The organism is Bacteroides sp. L008, from assembly GCF_040812255.1.
Taxonomy (GTDB): Bacteria; Bacteroidota; Bacteroidia; order Bacteroidales; family Bacteroidaceae; genus Bacteroides; species Bacteroides vicugnae.
The window spans coordinates 338,036-358,055 of sequence record NZ_JBFNXO010000001.1 but is presented as its reverse complement, the minus strand read 5'-3'; the positions used below and the strand labels follow the sequence as shown (position 1 = coordinate 358,055).

Sequence of the window (20,020 nt, the reverse complement as noted above, 5' to 3'; positions counted from 1 at the left end):
ATTATTTAAAAGGTTAAATTAGCTCCGATAGTAAAGTTACGAGTGAACGGATAACGTTTCACCCCCTTAGCTGCCTGAGTGGTATTATTGGTATCACGAGCAGATGCTTCAGGATCCCATCCATCTTTTATTTTGGTAGTTTCCCACAAATCAGCTCCCGTCAGATATATACGGGCCCCTGATATTACTTTTGTTTTATTCAACAACTTAGCAGGAAAAGTATAACCGATTGTTACATTCTTCAGACGAAGATAACGACCATCTTGTGCTGTCAAAGAGGATGCCTGATAATTGTAATTATTGATATTACTTTCATTGGTATATGGGGCATAGTAAGCATCCCGGTTATTTTCACTCCATGTATTGCCAAGAGAAGCAGTGCTTGTATTGGTATAATTGCTACGGAACGGCACTGTCCAATTATCAATCGGACGATAAACAAAACGATTGGCAGCTCCCTGAAAAACAACGTTGATATCAAATCCTTTATAGTCTGCCCCAAAATTGAAAGAATAAGAGATTTCAGGAGTGTCACTGCCCAGATAGATATAGTCTTTTTCATCTAATACACCGTCTCCGTTTTCGTCACAATACATATTGTCACCTACACGCAGATTCGATGGCATACCAATTCCATTATTATTATAATACTTTGTCTTGTAGGCAGCCAACTGTTCTTCATTCTGAATCTTGCCACCGTAACGCAGACCGAAAATTGAATTCAGAGGATAACCTTGTTGTGTTTGTACATATCCTGACTTTAAAACTGTTGTACCACCGTAATCCACTAATTCATTACGGGCAAAAGTAAAAGTACCACCTATGTGATAGTTTACATCTCCAATCCTGTTACGATAGTTAAGTTGACCTTCATATCCCCATCCTTTAAACTTTCCGGCATTCGCTTTCGGAGCAGAATCTCCTAACGTTCCCGGGAAAGTGACACTAACTAACATATTATTGTTCTGCTTCATAAAAGCCTCGACAGAACCAGTCAAACTACCATTCAGAAAACCAAAATCAACACCAACATTATAATTTTTTATGCGTTCCCAACTACGTGTTGTAGAAGCCAGAGTTCCGTTCGTTTTTATATAAGAAAGTTTATTAGAACCTATATATGCGCCATCATCACCTGCTGCAACCAAATTATAAAGTTGTACTCCGTCATAGTTTCCAATGCCACTCTGATTACCGACTTCTGCATAAGAAAGACGTAGCTTCAAATCACTTAACCAATCAACCTTCTGCAAAAAAGATTCTTCTTTTATACGCCAACCCAATGAAACACCATAAAAGAGATCCCAACGGTTTTCCGGCAAGAACTTAGAAGAACCATCATAACGTCCATTCAGTTCCAGCAAGTAACGCCCATCATAATCATAATTAAAACGTCCAAAATAAGAAAGATTCGCATTTTGATATTTCTTTTCATCACCGGTCAAAGTCACATCACCCGAACCGTTTACTATTTCCATACCATTCTGAATATCTTTCACCATCACTCCAAAATAAGTATACTCCTTAAATTCATATTGTGCACCCAATGTCAAATTCAACTTATGTTTTTGCGCAAATGTTTTATTAGCTGCTAAATAACCGGAAACTGAATAAAAATCAGTTCTCGAACTTGTCTGAGTGTAAGTTGAGTTTGCTTGCGTTGGATCTGTCCGCACTTCTACATCACCCATATAATTATAAAAAGTGACTGAATTTGTTGTTTTATTACGGGATGCCGTACTCGTACTATATCCAACATTAGCATTAGCGGATAACCAATCTAAAATCTGATAATTCAATGTCTCGCTTAATGATATAGCAGAAACAGAGAGTTTATTATTACCACCATTACTAACAATAGCCGCAGGAGATCCCCATGTTCCCCATGCATACGGTTTTCCATTTAAGGACTCAAATGGAAGTCCCGGCATAGGCAAAGTAGCGGATAAAGCTGACTCAATCTGTGTCGGAGCAACCTGTTCCTGCCGATTGTACGAAATAGAAGAGTCCAGTTTCAGGTTCTTTGTAAACTTATATGTATTATTCATACGAAAGTTATAACGCTTGTTGTTATTGTCACCAAATTGCAATGTAGAACCATCATAAAGATAACTCATCGAAATACGATAAGATGATTTTTCTGAACCACCGGAAACACTTAAACTATGCTCCGTACTCCATGTATCACCAAAAAGCGTATCCAGCCAATTTACATCATCTGTGAACACAAAATCTGCAACATCCGTAAAGTTGGTCGAACCGAACGGGTTAGGACTATAGCGCATATCAAGATATGACCCTTTATATTTCTTTGCCAATTCCGCATAAGTATACCAGACATTAGACGTGTTTTTATCGTTCGTCAATGCTGTCATTACCCCATCTGCCCATTGATCAATATTCATGGCAGAAGCCATCAAACCAACAGTTTTCAAAGTAGTGCTACCGCTATATTCTACTTTCACTTTACCTTCAGCGCCTTTCTTTGTAGTTATTAAGACAACACCACCAGCAGCACGAGAACCATAGATTGCAGCGGCACCATCTTTCAAAAAGTTCATTGATTCAATATCATTAGGATTCAGCAGACGAAGCTCATTCACACTTTCATACGCTACCCCATCAATTATTATTAATGGTTCTGTACTGTTCACTGATACTGATCCGCGCAAACTTAATCCCCAGCTTTCGTCACCCGGAGCAGAGGAACTACGAGTTATCATAACACCAGGCACCTGTCCTTGTAGAGCTTCCAATGGGCTAGACAGTCCTCCTTTTTCCTGAAGCATTTTAGCTCCTACAACTGCAACAGCACCTGTTAATGAAGATTTTTTCTGGGTACCATAACCCACTACTACCACTTCATCCAATACTTCAGAATCTTCTTGCAATGTAATTTTCACAGGTGCGCTACCGTTCACATTAACTTCTTTTGTTTTATAGCCAATATAAGAAATAACCAATGTTCCCGGATTGACATTACTAAGTATAAAGTTTCCGTCTATATCCGTAATTGTACCATTAGTAGTCCCCTTCATCAACACACTAGCACCGATTATCGGCTCATTATTTGCATCTAACACAGTCCCCTTTACTGTCACCGTCTGCATAACAGTTTGCGACCTATCAACTTCCGCATAGGTATTTTGGGGTATTCCTGTCAATAACGCAGAAGCAACCACCATTGAAAATAAAAATCTCTTCGGCGAACACTTTAAGATATCATTCATAAAATTAAATTTGAGGTTTAAAAATAGTATTAAATTTTTGTTCTCTAAAATAAGGGAAGGCATACAGGTGCCTCTTTGTAATTTCTGACTCCTTTTCCATAAGCACAAAGGGTTATTTATTAATGAATAAGATTATATACAGTTTCGGAAGAATTCGCGCATTTCACGACGTCCAAGGAATAGGTGGTTTTCTACCGTCCTACAACTTAGATTCAGTTCATTAGCGATTTCCGGAGAAGTTTTATTTTCAAAACGGCTTAATGTATAAATTAACCGACGTTGTTCGGGCATGGCAGCCAGACGGGTCCGTTCCATTGTCATTAAATCATCACCGATAATTTTTTCTTCGGTTTCATTGGTAGAAGTAGACATAGTATCATAGATGTAGCTGTCTATCTCCTGCTTCTTATAATAACGACGGATATAGTCGATTACAATATTGCGGGCAATAGTGAACAGAAAATATTTCACAGTGTCCGGACGGAGCATTTGTTTGTAGTCCAACAGACGTACAAATACATCTTGGGTTAGATCCTCTGCTTCGTAGCGATGAGTGATACGATAAGTAATATAGGTAAGAATCACCTGATAATATTCTTCATAAGCACGGGTGATAATGTTGTCGGAAGTGTTAGCTATTGTCTCCATAATACTATCTTTTTCGGTTTTGATCACGATGCAAATATAGAGGGGATTTCGGATATAACAGCCAGAAAATAAAGCAGATCAATCTCAACGAATCTAGTTAGACTTATTTAAACACATTCTTCTCATTATCAACAATTTACACTCGAATCAAATAGAGTATCACTTTATAAAATGAGACTCCATACACTAAAATCTACGCATTTTTGCTCCACTTACACCTGTTTGCCCTTACCTTTCTCTCCTTTTCAATCTCATCATTTCATGATCTTACCGATTCATTGTCTCATCAACGGCTTTGATGAAACATAAACATTAAGAGAAAACTTTCATTTCATTAAAGATAAACTTGCTTTGCACTTATTGCAAAGTTACATTTGATTAAGGGTAAACTATAAATGCAAGCTTCAATTATATAATTGCAAGCTTTGTTTTTATAAACGCAAGTTGCATTTATAAAAGCAAAGCTTGCGTTTATAGATTACTCCCCATAAAAAACAACTTTGCAATAGGACCAAAAGAAGTTTATATAGGGAGAAGAAGAACTTATCTATTAATAGATTATGGAAAGAAATAAGCGGAAGAAAGAAAGTCACTTAGTGAATCGGGAGCCTTCACCCTCTATCCCCGACGAACAGGAAGAAGTGAAGGGGTGAAGGGAATATGGGTGCAAAATAGATTTCAGAGATAATAAGTCGAAAAGTTACTCTTCTTTGGCTGTTCCGCCTATACTACGGATGTATTCATTCGGAGTAACTCCCGTACTCTTTTTAAATGAACGGAAGAAAGAAGCACGTGAACTAAAACCACAAAGTTCTGCCAGTGCAGTCAAGGTATAGCGGGAATATTGACTATCCGCTACCATCTTTTTGAATTGGGTAACGCGGTATTCATTGATAAAGTCATAGTAAGACTGATTTAGATACTGGTTCAAAAGATACGATAATGAGTGTGAAGAAGTATCCAAAGCAGAAGCCAAGTCACCCATTTTTAAGTCGGGATTGATATATGACTTTTCTTTCTCCACATAAGCCACCAGTTTCTTATGAAGTTCTTTACATTCCTCTTCGGTCAGTCTATTCGTCTTATATTTCTCTTCAACAGCAGAAGAAGCAAGTAAACGACGCATACGTTTCCAGACATAATATCGTATAAAGGCTATAATTCCTACAATTAATAAAATGGAAAATCCCCATCCCCACCAGGGTATCATAGAGCGTACTGTCACTCGGCAGATAGCTTCCGACTGCTCATTTCCCGGAAGACGTACACGGAAAGTATAAGTTCCGGAAGAAAGTCCGTAATAGGAAACTTCGTTCTGTGCAGCCAATAGTTTCCAGTCCTTGTCCACTCCCTCCAGTCTATATTCATATAGTAAGGCAGACGGCAGACCATAGGCAAAATCAGTGAAACAGAAAGTCAAATTATTCTGGTTGTATTTCAAAGAGGAGCTGGTGAAAGGAACGCCATTAGCCAGTATATCGGTAAATACGATCGGATGAACCTTGCCACGCACTTCGTCCACACGTTTCGGATCGACATAAATCAGTCCTTTGGTGTTACCAAACCACAATAGTCCTTTTTCATCTTTATAAGCGGCTCCATTCGTAAAAGTTGGTCCCGGCACTCCATCATTGAAAGTGAAAGCATCATACTCCTCTCCCTCTTCTTTAATACGCAACAATCCATCATTGCAAGCTACCCACAGCCAGCCTTGGTTATCTTCTATAACAGACATCAGCGAATTGTCCGGAAGAGTAGAAAAGATAGAGCGATTCCGGAAACGATCCATTGTTAAAGTAGATGTAAACAAGCTCCCTTTCTCACGGATAAAATAGAGGTTGTGTTCAGCATCTTCGTAGATCGTACGCACCTTATCCCGATGAACGAATCCCTCCGGAAACACATTAGAACGTAAACTTTGAGAAGCCGGATCATAAATACACATACCGGTTTCGGTAGCAATCCATCCTTTACCCGTAGAATCAAAGCTTACTTCATACACATTGCCCTCCGGCAGTTGGGAGTTAGCACTGGTAAAGTGTTTGATCTGTTTGGTCTGTCCGTTATAACAGAAGAGTCCGTGTGAAGTCCCTATCCAAAGATTTCCTTTCGCATCCGGTTTCACACAGAATATATGTCCCTTTTGAAAAAGCTCCGTATCTCCTTGTGCAAAATATTTAAGAGATAACGTTCCCGGATCCAGTACCATCATACCGCCACCATACGTACCTATATAATATTCTCCTTGATAGAAGCTGATTGTCAGTATCAGATCCGAAGTCAAAACGGGTTTTACAAAACTCTTCACGACTCCGGAAACCTCATTTATATAAAACAAACCATCGCGTGAACCGATAACCTTCTCTTGCCCTCGGTTTACGAAAGAACGAATGGAGAGGTTTGCCGAATTGAACAAAGGCGGATAGGCATACGTACGGAAAAGTCCGTTCTGATAGAGTGAATAATCCAATCCTGCCTGAAAATGTCCCACCCAGACAGCACCTCTATCATCTACAAGTAAGGAATAAATAGAATTACTGCGAATTCCTTCCTTATCATTGACATCGTGGTAGAAGCGGCGTGTCACTTGTTGGTCTTTATGTGAGAGGAAATGGACGCCATTACCGTCAGTAGCTATATATACGGTCTCTTTTCCATCGCTGGAAATATCAGAAATGACATCACAGCCTAAAGATACCGCATGAGAGAATGTTTCCTTTTTTATATCGAAACGTACTACACCTTGGCTCATTGTACCTAGATAGAGCGTTTCTCCGATACGGGTCAAACAACGGAAATAATCTGTTTCGGGCACATTCTCTTGAAAATGCCAGGAATCAATCTTTCCGTCTTTCAGCGAATAAGAAAACAGTCCCTGCACAGTAGCCAGCCATAATACGGTTTGATCTTCATTTAAACAAATATCCATGATTCTGTTACAGGCGGCAAGCATATTCCGATCTGTCAAAACCTGTAGTAATTGACCGTCTTTATGAATAAACAAGCCTTTCTCCGTGCCGATATAAAGAATATCCTCATTAGCCAACAAAGCATTCACGGCAAAATCAATCTTTTCGGGGACAATTCTTTCCAATTGGCTGTTTGTACGGTCCAATCGCCAAAGTCCGATTCCATTTCCCACCCACAGTTGCCTGTTGGCTGTTTCTGTAACGCTGTTTACCCGTTTCTTTCTTCCTGATTCAATGCCCCGGAATTCAAAATGGCGTACTTTTACTCCATCAAAACGGTCGAGACAATTATCCGTTCCTAACCAGACAAAGCCCTCTGAGTCTTTATAAATAGTATTCACCAAAAGCCCGGAAAGGCCGTCGGACATCACGACATTACGGAACGTGTAATCCTGGGCTTGTAGATTGACCCCACAAACCAAATATATTATTAGAAGAATCAGATATTTAATCGTGTCTTTCACCTACAATGGGCTTTTTCATATTAAACATGTGACAAACTTACATAAAAATCTCCAAAAGGAAGTACTTCTAATAAAAAAAGTCATCCCTTCGTATTTACCATATGCACATAGACAAATACGAAGGGATTAAATTATTTACTCAATGTAATCTAAATAAAAAATCTTCTAAAGCCGCATTAAACTCTTCCGGACGCTCCATATTCATCATATGTCCGCAATCTTCGATCACTTTCAGCTTTCCATTCGGAAGATAATTCAAAATTTGAGGTTCCTTTGAGAACCGGTTACCAGACGAGTGACCTTCCACAATCAAAGCTGGTACGGCAGGGTGGTTCTTTTTCAGCATCTCAATAGCATCCAAACCAGCTACCACGCGCACTTCCTTATGTAACGGTTGCCATGCATCCCATTCGTCAATCATTTGCCACAGAGGCGCACGCATCCGTTCGCGTTGGGTTCCTCCGGATTTCATCAGTCCTTCAAACCACTCCTTCTTCATCACCTCCACTCCTTTCTTTTTCAATGCAGCAATCTCTTCCTCACGTCTCATGGCTTCTTCTTTCGTCATAGGTTCACTCGGACCTTTCGATTTTCTGATGTTTCCACTGGCTAAAAAAGCGGATAACATTCGTTCCGGAAAGTACGCCAACATATCGGCGGTAATAAAGCCACCCAAAGAAAGTCCGACAATATGCGCTTTTTGGATGTGTAAGGAATCCATCAACGTAACCAAATCTTCAGCATGTGTAAATTGATAATCTTCGGTTTGGGAAGAAGAAAGACCATATCCTCTTAAATCATAGCGAATGACATGATACTTTTTCGCAAACACCGAAAACTGTTCGTCCCACATACGATGGTCAAGCGAATGACCATGAACAAAAATAATCGGCTCACCCTGACCTGCTTCTTCATAATACAGAAAGCCATTCCCAATGTTAATACGGCCTTGTTTTACGACTAATAAATTACCTTTCATAACTGTTGGTGAAACAACCGGACTACCATAGAAGGAAGAAAAAGCATCCTGGCTTTCCTGACCGGATAATCCCTTGGAGGAAACGGTAAGAAAGCAGATATTTAATAAAGCAGTAATTAATAAGCGACCGTTCATCTTATCATTCGTTTTTATGTTTCTTAATTCTTGATATACTTTATTTAAATAGACTTTATTCTGATTGCAAATCCCAATATACGACATAACGCTGGTGATGCAAATCATATAGCGGACGAATCACATCTCCTTGTTCTGTCATAAACTTCAAATCACTTCCTACCCGCTGCAAAGCACGTTCGGGATGCTTCTTATCCAATTTCAAAGAAGTGCGCAGATGGGCAGGGACACGAAAATCATAGGTATAATAATCATTGTAAAGAGCAGGATTAGAGAAAGGAGCAGGCGCCTGCATACCCTCTGTTCCCCGTTCTCCCGCCAATACTAGCGGACCATATAACAGAGCTGCCTTGTCCGGATTATCCGGAGTAGATTCCAGTTTGATTTGCATCGGATAAGTAGCCGAAATTTGATCGCCATCTTTCCATTCACGGGTAATGGCGATATAAGAGCCCGGTTTCTGCTTTACAGATACTTTCTTACCGTTCACCAGCACTTTCACATCTTTGCTCCATGAAGGATAACGCAGATAAACAGTGGTGCGAACGGGATTCTCTGCCCGGAAAGTGAACCGTGTTGTTTCTTCCTGTGGAAACTCCGTTTCTTGACGGATGGTCAGTCCCTTCTCTTTCCAGATTACCTGTGAGGGGATAAACAGATTTACATATATTCCTTGATTGTTGTGATAATAGATGGCTTCTCCAAACTTTGCGTGATTCTCAAATCCACTGCCTACGCAACACCAAAAAGAGTTCTCTTTTGTGCTATATAGTTTATGAGAACCGGAAAGCAAAGGCAGGAAATAAGCCACCATACCCGTTTCGGGATCTTGTTGTCCCAAGATATGATTGTACAATGCCTTTTCATAATAATCTGCAATAGATGAATCGCCCGTCCAGCAGAAAAGATGGCGGCTAAGTTTGAGCATATTATAGGTACAACAGGTTTCTCCGGTATAACCGGTCAGATGTTGGGATAACTTATTCGGGTCAAAGTAGTGTTCTTTATCACTGCTGCATCCCGGGGCGAAAGTATGATGGTCAATCATGGTATGCCAGAAAAATTCCGAAAGTTTCCGGCTTGTCTCGTTGCGGGTTAATTCGTAGTTGCGGGCTTCGGCTATCACTTTCGGGATAAATGTATTGGTATGCTTCGTTCCCAAGTCATCACGAAGTTCTTTCAACGGGTCGATTACATCATTGTGGTAGAAATATTCCGCCAGCCAACGATAACGTTCATCTCCCGTGATTGAGTACAAATTGTAGAATGACTCATTGATACCGCCAAATTCATTGCGGATCATAAGCTTACGTGTTTCTTCACTAAGAGGTTTCAGCTTATTGTATGCCCAGTCACCCATTCGGGTGGCGATAGTTAATGCTTTCTTGTTATCCGCATACAGGTATTGGTCTATCAGCCCGGAAAAAAGTTTATGCAGCGTATACCAGGGAGCCCATACACTTTTTCCCTGGATGTTCCGGTTTATCAATTCTTCAGGCCAAGCACTCAAATATCCGTTTTTTAATGCATTCTGCACTTCTTCCAACCCATTGACCAAACTATCACCTTTCAGCTTGAATATCTCACTACCGGTAGCTGCGTACATCAAACCAAGTGCCGAAAGCATATGTCCGGTAGTATGTCCGCGAAGTTCGCAATCCAAAGATTCCCAACCACCGAGTTTTTTCACTGTCATATAACCGCCCTCACGTCCGGCAAATACACCGGCATTGGTACGGAAGCTATGCAGCAGGCGATTCACATCTATTGAAGTCATCCAGGCAGAATCCCGAAGCATATTATCACGGAAACGACTTGGCAACAAACGGACGTCTTTCAAATCAAAACTTTCTGCTTGAAGGGGAGCCACTGTTTCCTTTTTCAACTTTCCCTGATGTTGACCGGGATATACAGATTGAGCTGACACTATACCCGATACTGTCAATGAACCAAACAAGATTGCCGTAACTAAAATTTTCTTATTCATACTATTTCTATCTTTTACCTATAAGATACGAACAAGGTGCCTCAAACACTCAAAGCTACAAAATTATTTAATTAAGCTACAATTCTTTAATTTAAAGCCCACTTTCTTATAAAATTCATCTGAAACGTCCTATCTTTATTCCCCAAATCAAAGAAAGGAGCTACATGGATTTACGTACGGCAAATGTCACAAGATATATTCTTCCTCTGCGTGAGGGAGGTTCATTGCCTGCTTTGGCCGAAGCTGACGATGAATTTAAGTATGTAGTCAAATTCAGAGGGGCAGGACACGGAACAAAAGCGCTGATTGCCGAACTGATTGGTGGGGAGATAGCCCGTGCACTGGGGTTCAGAGTTCCCGAAATAGTTTTTCTGAATCTGGACGAGGCCTTCGGGCGGACGGAAGCGGACGAAGAGATACAGGATTTACTTCAATGGAGTCGCGGACTGAATATGGGATTGCATTTCCTTTCCGGTTCATTGACTTTTGATCCGATAGTACATCAAGTAGATGGGAAAACGGCTTCGCAAGTGGTATGGCTGGATGCCTTGCTGACTAACGTAGACCGTACCATTAAAAATACCAATATGCTGATGTGGCACAAAGAACTATGGTTGATTGATCATGGGGCTTCTCTTTATTTCCACCATTCCTGGACTAACTGGCAAAAACAGGCACTGGTTCCTTTTGTACAGATAAAAGACCATGTATTATTGCCGTTTGCCGATAAACTGGAAGAAGTAGATATCGAATTCAGACAGATATTAACTTCTGATAAAATCCGTGAGATAGTCAATGCTATTCCCGACGACTGGTTGAACTGGACGGAAGGTACAGAAACTCCACAGGATTTGAGAGAGATTTATATTCAATTCTTAGAAGAAAGGATTAAGCATTCCGAAACATTTGTAAATGAAGCGCAAAATGCAAGAAAGGCACTTATATGAATACGCAGTCATCCGTTTCGTTCCTAAAGTAGAACGGGAGGAGTTTATCAATATGGGGATTGTATTGTTTTCCAAACAAGCCAAATACCTGAAATCCCTCTATACGATAGATGAGAACAAACTAAAACTGTTTTCTTCCGAACTGGATATTAATTGCCTGAAAGAAGGGTTACAGGTCTTTGACAAGATATGCATGGGAAATAAAGAGGGAGGAGCTATAGCCAATATGGATATTCCTGACAGATTTCGTTGGCTGACCGCAGTAAAAAGTTCCTGCATACAGGTATCCCGCCCGCATCCGGGATTCTCCGCTGATTTGGATAAGACTTTGGAAAGATTGTTCAAGGAATTGGTACTCTGACTCCTTGAACAATCTCTTTGTCAAACTAACGGGCAGTAATGTAAAAGCTTCGCTCCACTGCTTCAGCAGTCTGCACTTTAGGTTCCCCGCTACGTCCATATTGCCAAGCTACCACTGTCACCTTTACCGGAAATTTTGCACGCGGAGGAATTTTAGTCAATACCAATTTATCCCCCTTTATTTCTGCCGGTCCTTCTTTTACATAATAGTAAACCGGAAGACCGGAGTCAGCAGTTCCTTTCAAAGTTATTTCTTTCACTGAAGCCTTTGCATCGGATAGTTTCGGAAAAATAATACGCTGGGGTATTCCTTCCTTATTCCGGTAAGGAATACGAATTTCTACCTGCTGAACGGCACTCCGGTAGCTATGATCCTGTTTTACGGAAGCCATCAGACAGATGCTTCCTGTACGTTTAAGATTATCCAATCCCATCCGATAGAAACGTACAGTAAAAGTTGTATCATTCACCACTTCCACCGGACCGCAGATTCTCGACATTCGAATGGGACGTGTACTGTGTTTTTGAGAATATTCGTTCCTTAACGTATCTGTGTACACAGCTTTCAAATGGAAAGTAACTCCGTCCGCCTCGGGTTGAAAAGAAGGAGACATACGTACATGGGATTTCGGATTGAAAGTAATCAGTTTTCCTTTTTGCTCAAAGCCGATGTACTGCTCTGTCTTTCCACGCTCATTGGCGTAATATTTTTCTGTGACATCTGCCATTTCTTTATCAAAATACCAAAACGCATGGGTCTTGTCTCCTTTATACTTATCATAGGAAGCGGCTTCGGCTGTAGGCTTTTCATTCTTTCGCCAGCGGTCTGCCAGCCATCCATTCTTTGCTTCTACCGGAATTAACAGAACCGGAGTATTCGATGGAAAATGGCTTGGCAACCGGTATTGCACTGCCTTTTTCAGAAAAAGAGAAAGATAATCAATCAATTCATCGGATATATCGAAATGTCCATGTCCTGCATCTGCAAGGAACGAAAGGGAAGCATTCGGATATTCACGGCGATAATCGAAGGAAGTTATCAATCGGTCTTCCCACCATTCGTCCTCCCCCATTACCATTAATGAAGGAATACCTTCAATCGTATGGTTTCCCCAATCCAAATTTGCACTTCCGTAGCCTGTCAAATGAGTTCTGGGAGAATCACCGTGAATAGAAAGTACGGCCAATGTACGTTCGGGATTCCAAGCGGCAAAGTTCCACGGATAAGTAGCCATTGCCGAGTGTCCGATAGGGATGACCGGGGCAAACTCCAGTTCTGTATACCCCGCTTATTTCAGACAGGTTCTTCATCATTGTTTCAAAGATTTGCTGGGTACCTTTTGTCACGTCCCATCGTTGGTCTATTCCGGGAGTGATCCATATCTCTGCAATCCCAAGTTGTGCCATATTTTTCCGGAATCCGGGATGTTCGAAAATTGTCTCTTCGGTCATATTATGTTGCCCGACGATGACGGCACGGACTTGTTTGCAGTTTTCCGGTATCCACAGATAAGCAGACGGGTGGGCGTTTGTTTCTTCTGAAATCAGCTCTTTTATTTCTACTGACCACTGCCAGGGAGCTGCTGTAACTCGGGTAGTCTGCATGAACAGAGATAACAAAACAACAAGAAAATATTTATTCATAATGCTTCTTTTTATTGATTTAACTTCCTATACTACGAATATGGAAAACAAAATACTCAAAAAACAACTATATATATGAAAGATTAAATGCAAAGACAGGGCTATCCGTGAAAATGGTAGCAAAAGCCGTAATTTATATAAAAACAGTTTACCTTTTACAAACTAACTTTGCATACAGAAGATAAAGATAATAAAAACATTAGAATACGATTTTAATTTAATAGGATTGATTATGGAAAAAGTAAAATTGAACAATGGCATTGAAATGCCTATTTTAGGTTATGGTGTCTATCAGGTTACGCCTGAAGAGTGTGAACGTTGCGTGTTGGATGCAATCAGTGCAGGTTATCGTTCCATTGATACGGCACAAGCCTATCATAATGAGGAGGGTGTAGGAAATGCAATCAGTAAATGTGGCATTCCGCGTGAGGAACTGTTCATCACTACAAAAGTATGGATTTCAAATGCCGGTTACGAAAAGGCCAAAGCTTCTATCGAAGAATCACTGCGTAAATTAAAAAGTGATTACATCGACCTGTTACTTATCCATCAGCCATTCGGTGATTATTACGGAACCTACCGGGCTATGGAAGAAGCATACAAAGCCGGTAAAGTTCGTGCTATCGGTGTCAGCAACTTCTATCCCGACCGCTTTGTTGACTTGGCGGAATTCTGCGAAATCACTCCTGCCGTCAACCAAGTGGAGACACATGTTTTCAACCAACAGATAAAGTTACAGGAAGTCATGAAGGAATATGGCACTAAAATTATGTCATGGGGGCCGTTTGCTGAAGGACGGAACGACTTCTTTACCAACCCGACTCTCCAGGAAATCGGTAAAGAATATGGCAAATCAGTGGCACAGGTCGCACTACGTTATCTGATTCAACGCGATATTATCGTGATTCCTAAATCGACTCATAAAGAACGTATGATTGAGAATTTCAATGTTTTCGATTTTTCTTTAACACCAGATGCTATGGCGGCTATCGCTGCACTTGATACAGCTAAGACACTTTTCTTCTCTCATAATGACCCGGAGATGGTGAAGTGGTTGATTAATTATAGTAAATAAGGAAATGAAATCCCCTTTACTCCTTTTGCTACTTTCATTACATGAAAGACAAGGTTAAAGGGGATGTTCTCATTAATTGCGCTCATTATAAAATTCTACGAATCAGCTATTGAAAATAAACTTTCATTCATTTCCGTACAGTTATGAGTGAAATTATAAATAAGGAATTAGGCACGGATTACACGGATTTCACGGTTTTAGCGTAGTGAGTGCGCAAAGCTACCGTGTAATCCGCGTAATCCGTGCCTAAATTTTATGACCTGTTTAATTCAAAACCGTACGGTTTTACTCTAATTCAACTACTGATTTACATAAAAAACAATTTATTTTTCCAATAGAGTGAAATGCAATGCGGCCCCGCCACTTGCTTTTAGCTTCAAAACAAGTTTATCTCCGGCTTTTATCTTCTTATGAGTAGTGCGTACTTTCGTTCGTGTATTCAGCTTGTCATCATCTTCATAGAGATGAAGCATATACTTCTTTCCCGGTTCCAGAAAATCCGTAGTCAATGTAATTGTGCGGGCTTCCGTATTTGTCATTGCTCCTACAAACCAGTCATTCCCCGAACGACGTGCCTGAACGATATATTCACCAATTTCTCCATCTAACGCACGGCTGTCATCCCATACACTCGGAATGGCTTTCCAAAATTCCAGTTCTTCTTCTCCTTGGTAGAATTCCGGTCTGTCATACCAAAACATAAATTGCAAAGGACTGTAATACACTGCTGCCATAGCCAACTGATGTGCTTTCGTATTCTTCACCCGGTTATTGAAATAACAAAGCGTATAATCTCCTGCACCTGCCAGATAGCGGGTGAAAGGAAGAGTCGTATTGTGTGTGGCATCCGGCATTTCTTCATTACCACGAATACCCTCCTGCGTCATCAGGTTAGGATAAGTACGACTGAATCCTGTCGGACGATATTCGTCATGAATATCTACCATCAGACCGTATTCTCCACATTTACGGACTGCATCATGCAGCCAAGTACTCCAACGCTGATTACCAATCTGTACAAAACCGAACTTGATACCTTTCAATCCCCATTTTTTATACAAAGGCAACAGGGTATCCAACTGCTGCACTAATGCACGCTGATTGACATACACCATAAGCCCGATTCCTTTCGATCCGGCATACTCGCACAAAACTGGTATATCAAGGTCTTTATCAGGAGAGACAGTAGTAGCATCCGAACTCATTTTCATTTCCGGTCCATACCAGCCGGCATCCATATGCACATACTGAATGCCACGCTCTGCTGCAAAGTCGATGGCAGCTTTTACTCTTTCCTGTTTCAGGTCTCCCGAACGGAATACTTTTCCCGGTCTAATCCAAGAAGTATCAGCCAGTTTGCAAGCCGGATTCAGATTCAAGACAATATCATTATTATTAATTAAATCGACCGGACGTTCGCCAACCATGATTACACGCCACGGAGTACTGTAAGGAGAAATAATATCGACGCTACTATACAGACTTGTCTCCAAAGTGGAAGGTTTCTCTGTCGATAAACGGAATTTACCACGGGCATAATCCACCATTTCCGCTTCCAGCAGAGCTACGGATAATCCGTCAGGCAGTTTCAAAGTCAAAGGACGCTCACTCTCCTCTTTGCCCCATCCTTCCAACGGACGAAGTACGCAAGGTCCTTGTGCCCAACGCTCGTAATATGCCATCGTTCCTTCAGGCATTGTGAAGCTGGTCTGCTCACCGATGATATGCAAGAAAAGTCCGTTTGTCGTTTCCGGAAAATGATAGCGGAAAGCAACTCCTTCATTATAGGCACGAACGATAATGTTCATAAAGTAATTCTTACGCTTATCATAGCCACCGTCTCGGTTGCCATCCCCTTCTCCCTTCTTGAATTTCAAAGTCATCTCATTGTAGCAGTCACGTACTTCCGCACGTTCGCCATATACAGGCTTCCATGTTGCATCCGCCTTTCGTTGTTCAGTCCCTGTCAATTTCAGATTTTCACACCAAAAATGACAAGTATCGTTCGGAACGCCCAACGCCGACTCAAACAGTTGATTCTCAATCAGAACTCCTAATTTACTTTCTTCAATCACCGGACGATTCTTATAAGTCAAGGTATAATACATTTGTGCATTATCCTCTCCCACCGCACGCTGATAGAAGGTAAAGCGGTAAGCTCCATCAGGAGACATCAGTTCCTGGCGGGTTTCTGTCATCACATCTTGCGCTTTTACCAATGCCGGTATCACCAACAACAAAAGCAAAATTCTTTTCTTCATTCTTCTATTTACGTTCATGTTTATTCATCTTTCCTATTATATACGAACGAGAAAGATATTATACTCAAATGTTTATTGCCTGAAAAAGCTTATTCCATCTGCTCTCTATATAAAGTCGGTGTCATTCCTGTCACCCTTTTAAAGATGCGGTTAAAATGTACAGGTGATTCAAATCCGCAAGTAGCACTAATTTGAGATATATTCATCATACTACTATTCAATAGTTTACAAGCATATCCGATACGCATATCAAGTACATACTCTTTGAATGTCTTTCCTGTGTTTTCTTTAAAGTATCGGCAGAAAGCAGCAGGGTTCATCGCTGTGTAAGAAGCAATTTCATCCAGACCGATAGACTCGGTATAATGTTTATTCAAATAAGCAATCACCTTTTCCATTCTTTCATTACGCATGATGGAAGGAGATGGGGTATAATGGGAAGTAGTCAGATATTTCCTGTGATTATTGGTAGCCATCATCTGTAAAAGTGAAAGCAACAGGATGATTTGCTCCGCTCCCCTGGCAGAAGGTATCTGTTTTAATAGCTTGATAATTTTCCCTGAGTGGACAACAGTGAATTTAATCCCCCTGCAAGCATCTTCCAATAAATTCCTGATAGGAATAAACTGGGAGTATTGAGAAATAGAATAATGCATAAAATCTTTCTCAAACTGAATATTCACTCCTTTTACTTTCAGTTTGGATTTTTCTCCATTATCGGATTCTTCTCCGTCATCCGGTGGGCTTTGCATACTATGAGGCAGCTCGGAACCAAAAAGAATCAAGTCACCTTTTGAATAGGAGATAATGCTGTCACCCACCAGGCAATCCCCCTCTCCCTTCTCTACATAGATAATTTCATACTCATTATGAAAATGCCACGGATACGTAAAACGCGTATATTCATAAAAGCGGGCACGGACGGGATTGGAAGTCGTAATAGTCAACTTCTCATTCATTATCTTCTTCATAAATCTCCTTTCTAAACTACCTTTGCAAAGATAGGTAAATATCTTGCAAAAATACGCATCATAGCATGTATAAAAACCCGCTATTTTTGCATCAATTCATAAAAACATTTGATAGAAACCATGAACGAATTATTTAGTATTGCCGGTAAAGTTGCTGTTATTACCGGAGCAGGTGGTGTACTGGGTGGAAATATTGCCCAACACTTTGTACAGCAGGGAGCAAAAGTAGTCGCTATTGACATTCGTCAGGAGCAACTAGACAACCGTGTGGCTGAACTTAAGCAATACGGTAACGATGTAATCGGTATCATCGGTAATGTACTTGACATCGCCAGCTTGGAGAAAGTAGCCGAAGAAATCGTAGCCAAATGGGGACAGATCGATATTCTATTGAACATTGCCGGTGGCAATATGCCGGGAGCTACTCTTGAACCGGATCAGCACTTTTATGATATGGATATCTCTTGCTGGGAAAAAGTGACTAATCTGAATATGAACGGGACAGTCTACCCATCTATGATATTCGGTAAAGTAATGGCAAAACAAGGCAAAGGATGTATCATTAATGTATCCTCAATGGCAGCATACAGTGCTATCACCCGTGTACCGGGATACTCGGCTGCGAAAACTGCCGTAGCCAATTTCACTCAATGGCTAGCAAGCGAAATGGCACTTAAATACGGTGATGGCATCCGTGTAAACGCCATTGCACCGGGCTTCTTTATCGGCGACCAAAACCGTCGTGTGCTCATCAACCCGGACGGTTCACTGACAGATAGAAGCAAGAAAGTATTGGCTAAAACTCCTATGAAACGTTTTGGTGATATTAAAGAATTGAATGGCGCCGTGCATTTCTTGTGTAGTGAAGCCGCTAGCTTCGTAACCGGAGCCATGCTACCTATCGATGGTGGTTTCAGTGCATTCAGCGGAGTATAAATAATCGCTCCTTAATAAAGAAAAGAAACTATGATGGAAAAAACTTGGAGATGGTTCGGCAAGAAAGACAAGATTACCTTGCCGATGCTCCGACAAATAGGGGTAGAAGGGATTGTCACTGCCCTGCATGATGTACCGAATGGTGAAATATGGACAGTAGAAGCTATTAACGATTTGAAATCATACATCGAATCGTATGGGTTACGCTGGTCGGTAGTGGAAAGCCTTCCTGTTTGTGAAGCAATCAAATACGCAGGAGCGGAACGTGAACAGTTAATTGATAACTACAAAACAAGCCTTGCCAATTTGGGTAAATGCGGCATAAAAACAGTTTGTTACAACTTCATGCCCGTTATCGACTGGATACGTACAGACTTGCAATACCCTTGGCCGGACGGTACCAGTTCCCTGTATTATGACCGCATCCGTTTTGCTTATTTCGATATCCGAATCCTAGAACGTGAAGGAGCTGAAAAAGATTACACTGAAGAAGAACTTCAGAAAGTTGCCGAGTTAGATAAGGTTATCACAGAAGCAGAAAAAGACGCTTTGATTGATACCATTATCGTCAAGACACAAGGTTTTGTCAACGGCAATATCAAAGAAGGAGATAAAAATCCGGTTGCCATCTTCAAGCGGCTACTCGCTTTGTACAAAGATATAGACCGCGATACTTTGCGTGAAAATATGCGTTATTTCTTATCTGCAATCATGCCTGTATGCGAAGAATATGAAGTTAATATGTGCGTACATCCGGATGATCCTCCATTTCAGGTATTAGGTTTGCCACGTATCGTTACCAATGAAAGTGATATTGAATGGTTCCTGAATGCCATAAATAATCCTCATAATGGATTAACTTTCTGTGCAGGCTCTTTGAGTGCAGGCGAGCATAACGATACACGTGAGTTGGCTAAGAAATTTGCAAAAAGGACTCATTTCGTACACCTGCGCAGCACGGCTGCCATGCAAAGTGGAAACTTCATTGAAAGCTCCCATCTTACGGGAAGAGGACATCTGATTGACCTTATCCGTATCTTCGAGAAGGAAAATCCGGGATTACCGATGCGTGTAGACCACGGACGAATGATGCTGGGAGATGAAGATAAAGGCTACAATCCGGGATATTCTTTCCACGGACGTATGCTGGCTCTTGCACAAGTAGAAGGAATGATGGCTGTGGTGGATGATGAGAAAGAACGACAGATTGTATTATAATCTTGCAGTACTGATACAGTACAGAGCTTCGTCAGAGCAATAACCTAGTTATTTGTTTCAAGGCGGGAAATATTTTGTTTCACGGTGTGAAACAAAGTGTTTCGTTACTTGAAACTGATGGTTTCCTGCCTTGAAACTTTAGTTCCAAAGGCTCGAAACTCCAGTTCCAAAAGCGGAAAACTATAGTTTCTAAAGC

The 20,020-nt window shown here is 41.0% G+C and carries 11 protein-coding genes and 2 pseudogenes; 5 read left to right on the top strand and 8 right to left on the bottom strand.

What is annotated here, in order from left to right:
- Positions 1-5 precede the first annotated feature (5 nt).
- From AB3G73_RS01395 to AB3G73_RS01375, 5 genes and pseudogenes are all read right to left on the bottom strand, one after another.
- The gene (locus AB3G73_RS01395; protein WP_217721494.1) at positions 6-3,293 is read right to left on the bottom strand and encodes a TonB-dependent receptor; all 3,288 of its coding nucleotides are present in this window, start codon (positions 3,291-3,293) and stop codon (positions 6-8) included.
- 69 nt (positions 3,294-3,362) lie between these two features.
- Entirely contained in the window at positions 3,363-3,878 is a 516-nt protein-coding gene (locus AB3G73_RS01390; protein WP_195649009.1) for an RNA polymerase sigma-70 factor, read from the bottom strand.
- Positions 3,879-4,578: 700 nt separating this feature from the next.
- Positions 4,579-7,311, bottom strand: a complete 2,733-nt coding sequence (locus AB3G73_RS01385) for a two-component regulator propeller domain-containing protein (protein ID WP_367741946.1) — start codon at positions 7,309-7,311, stop codon at positions 4,579-4,581.
- Between the two features lie 139 nt (positions 7,312-7,450).
- Positions 7,451-8,362 (bottom strand): annotated as a pseudogene (locus tag AB3G73_RS01380) (alpha/beta fold hydrolase); the annotation flags it as partial.
- Positions 8,363-8,480: 118 nt separating this feature from the next.
- On the bottom strand, positions 8,481-10,412 hold the full coding sequence (locus AB3G73_RS01375) for a glycoside hydrolase family 127 protein (RefSeq protein ID WP_298045582.1): 1,932 nt from the start codon (positions 10,410-10,412) through the stop codon (positions 8,481-8,483).
- 164 nt (positions 10,413-10,576) lie between these two features.
- Between AB3G73_RS01375 and AB3G73_RS01370 the strand changes: the two genes are divergently transcribed.
- Together AB3G73_RS01370 and AB3G73_RS01365 are read left to right on the top strand one after the other, a co-directional pair.
- On the top strand, positions 10,577-11,359 hold the full coding sequence (locus AB3G73_RS01370; protein WP_195358738.1) for a HipA family kinase: 783 nt from the start codon (positions 10,577-10,579) through the stop codon (positions 11,357-11,359).
- Positions 11,337-11,720, top strand: coding sequence for a DUF3037 domain-containing protein (locus tag AB3G73_RS01365; RefSeq protein WP_148366044.1), 384 nt, complete (start codon positions 11,337-11,339; stop codon positions 11,718-11,720). The genes AB3G73_RS01370 and AB3G73_RS01365 overlap by 23 nt, the downstream gene beginning before the upstream one ends.
- Positions 11,721-11,745: 25 nt before the next feature.
- Here the strand turns inward: AB3G73_RS01365 and AB3G73_RS01360 are convergent.
- Positions 11,746-13,363 (bottom strand): annotated as a pseudogene (locus AB3G73_RS01360) (alpha/beta fold hydrolase).
- 232 nt (positions 13,364-13,595) lie between these two features.
- Between AB3G73_RS01360 and AB3G73_RS01355 the strand changes: the two are divergent.
- The gene (locus AB3G73_RS01355) at positions 13,596-14,438 is read left to right on the top strand and encodes an aldo/keto reductase (protein WP_148366040.1); all 843 of its coding nucleotides are present in this window, start codon (positions 13,596-13,598) and stop codon (positions 14,436-14,438) included.
- A gap of 323 nt (positions 14,439-14,761) precedes the next feature.
- Here the strand turns inward: AB3G73_RS01355 and AB3G73_RS01350 are convergent, their stop codons facing one another.
- A complete protein-coding gene (locus AB3G73_RS01350; protein ID WP_367741938.1) occupies positions 14,762-16,717 on the bottom strand; it encodes a glycoside hydrolase family 97 catalytic domain-containing protein in 1,956 nt (651 codons plus the stop codon).
- A 71-nt stretch (positions 16,718-16,788) separates the two neighbouring features.
- Complete coding sequence (locus AB3G73_RS01345) at positions 16,789-17,670, bottom strand: AraC family transcriptional regulator (protein WP_217721487.1); 882 nt, start codon at positions 17,668-17,670, stop codon at positions 16,789-16,791.
- A gap of 120 nt (positions 17,671-17,790) precedes the next feature.
- On the opposite strand from AB3G73_RS01345, the gene AB3G73_RS01340 reads away from it, so the two are divergent.
- Positions 17,791-18,606, top strand: a complete 816-nt coding sequence (locus tag AB3G73_RS01340) for an SDR family oxidoreductase (protein WP_367741935.1) — start codon at positions 17,791-17,793, stop codon at positions 18,604-18,606.
- A 30-nt stretch (positions 18,607-18,636) separates the two neighbouring features.
- Complete coding sequence (gene uxuA / locus AB3G73_RS01335) at positions 18,637-19,824, top strand: mannonate dehydratase (protein WP_195649001.1); 1,188 nt, start codon at positions 18,637-18,639, stop codon at positions 19,822-19,824.
- Positions 19,825-20,020: the final 196 nt, after the last annotated feature.

Bases quoted from the DNA above. Each gene is read 5' to 3' on its own strand.
- AB3G73_RS01395 (WP_217721494.1), bottom strand. From the start codon at position 3,293: ATGCCTTCCCTTATTTTAGAGAACAAAAATTTAATACTATTTTTAAAC.
- AB3G73_RS01390 (WP_195649009.1), bottom strand. From the start codon at position 3,878: ATGGAGACAATAGCTAACACTTCCGACAACATTATCACCCGTGCTTAT.
- AB3G73_RS01375 (WP_298045582.1), bottom strand. From the start codon at position 10,412: ATGAATAAGAAAATTTTAGTTACGGCAATCTTGTTTGGTTCATTGACA.
- AB3G73_RS01370 (WP_195358738.1), top strand. From the start codon at position 10,577: ATGGATTTACGTACGGCAAATGTCACAAGATATATTCTTCCTCTGCGT.
- AB3G73_RS01365 (WP_148366044.1), top strand. From the start codon at position 11,337: ATGCAAGAAAGGCACTTATATGAATACGCAGTCATCCGTTTCGTTCCT.
- AB3G73_RS01355 (WP_148366040.1), top strand. From the start codon at position 13,596: ATGGAAAAAGTAAAATTGAACAATGGCATTGAAATGCCTATTTTAGGT.
- AB3G73_RS01350 (WP_367741938.1), bottom strand. From the start codon at position 16,717: ATGAACGTAAATAGAAGAATGAAGAAAAGAATTTTGCTTTTGTTGTTG.
- AB3G73_RS01345 (WP_217721487.1), bottom strand. From the start codon at position 17,670: ATGAAGAAGATAATGAATGAGAAGTTGACTATTACGACTTCCAATCCC.
- AB3G73_RS01340 (WP_367741935.1), top strand. From the start codon at position 17,791: ATGAACGAATTATTTAGTATTGCCGGTAAAGTTGCTGTTATTACCGGA.
- uxuA (WP_195649001.1), top strand. From the start codon at position 18,637: ATGATGGAAAAAACTTGGAGATGGTTCGGCAAGAAAGACAAGATTACC.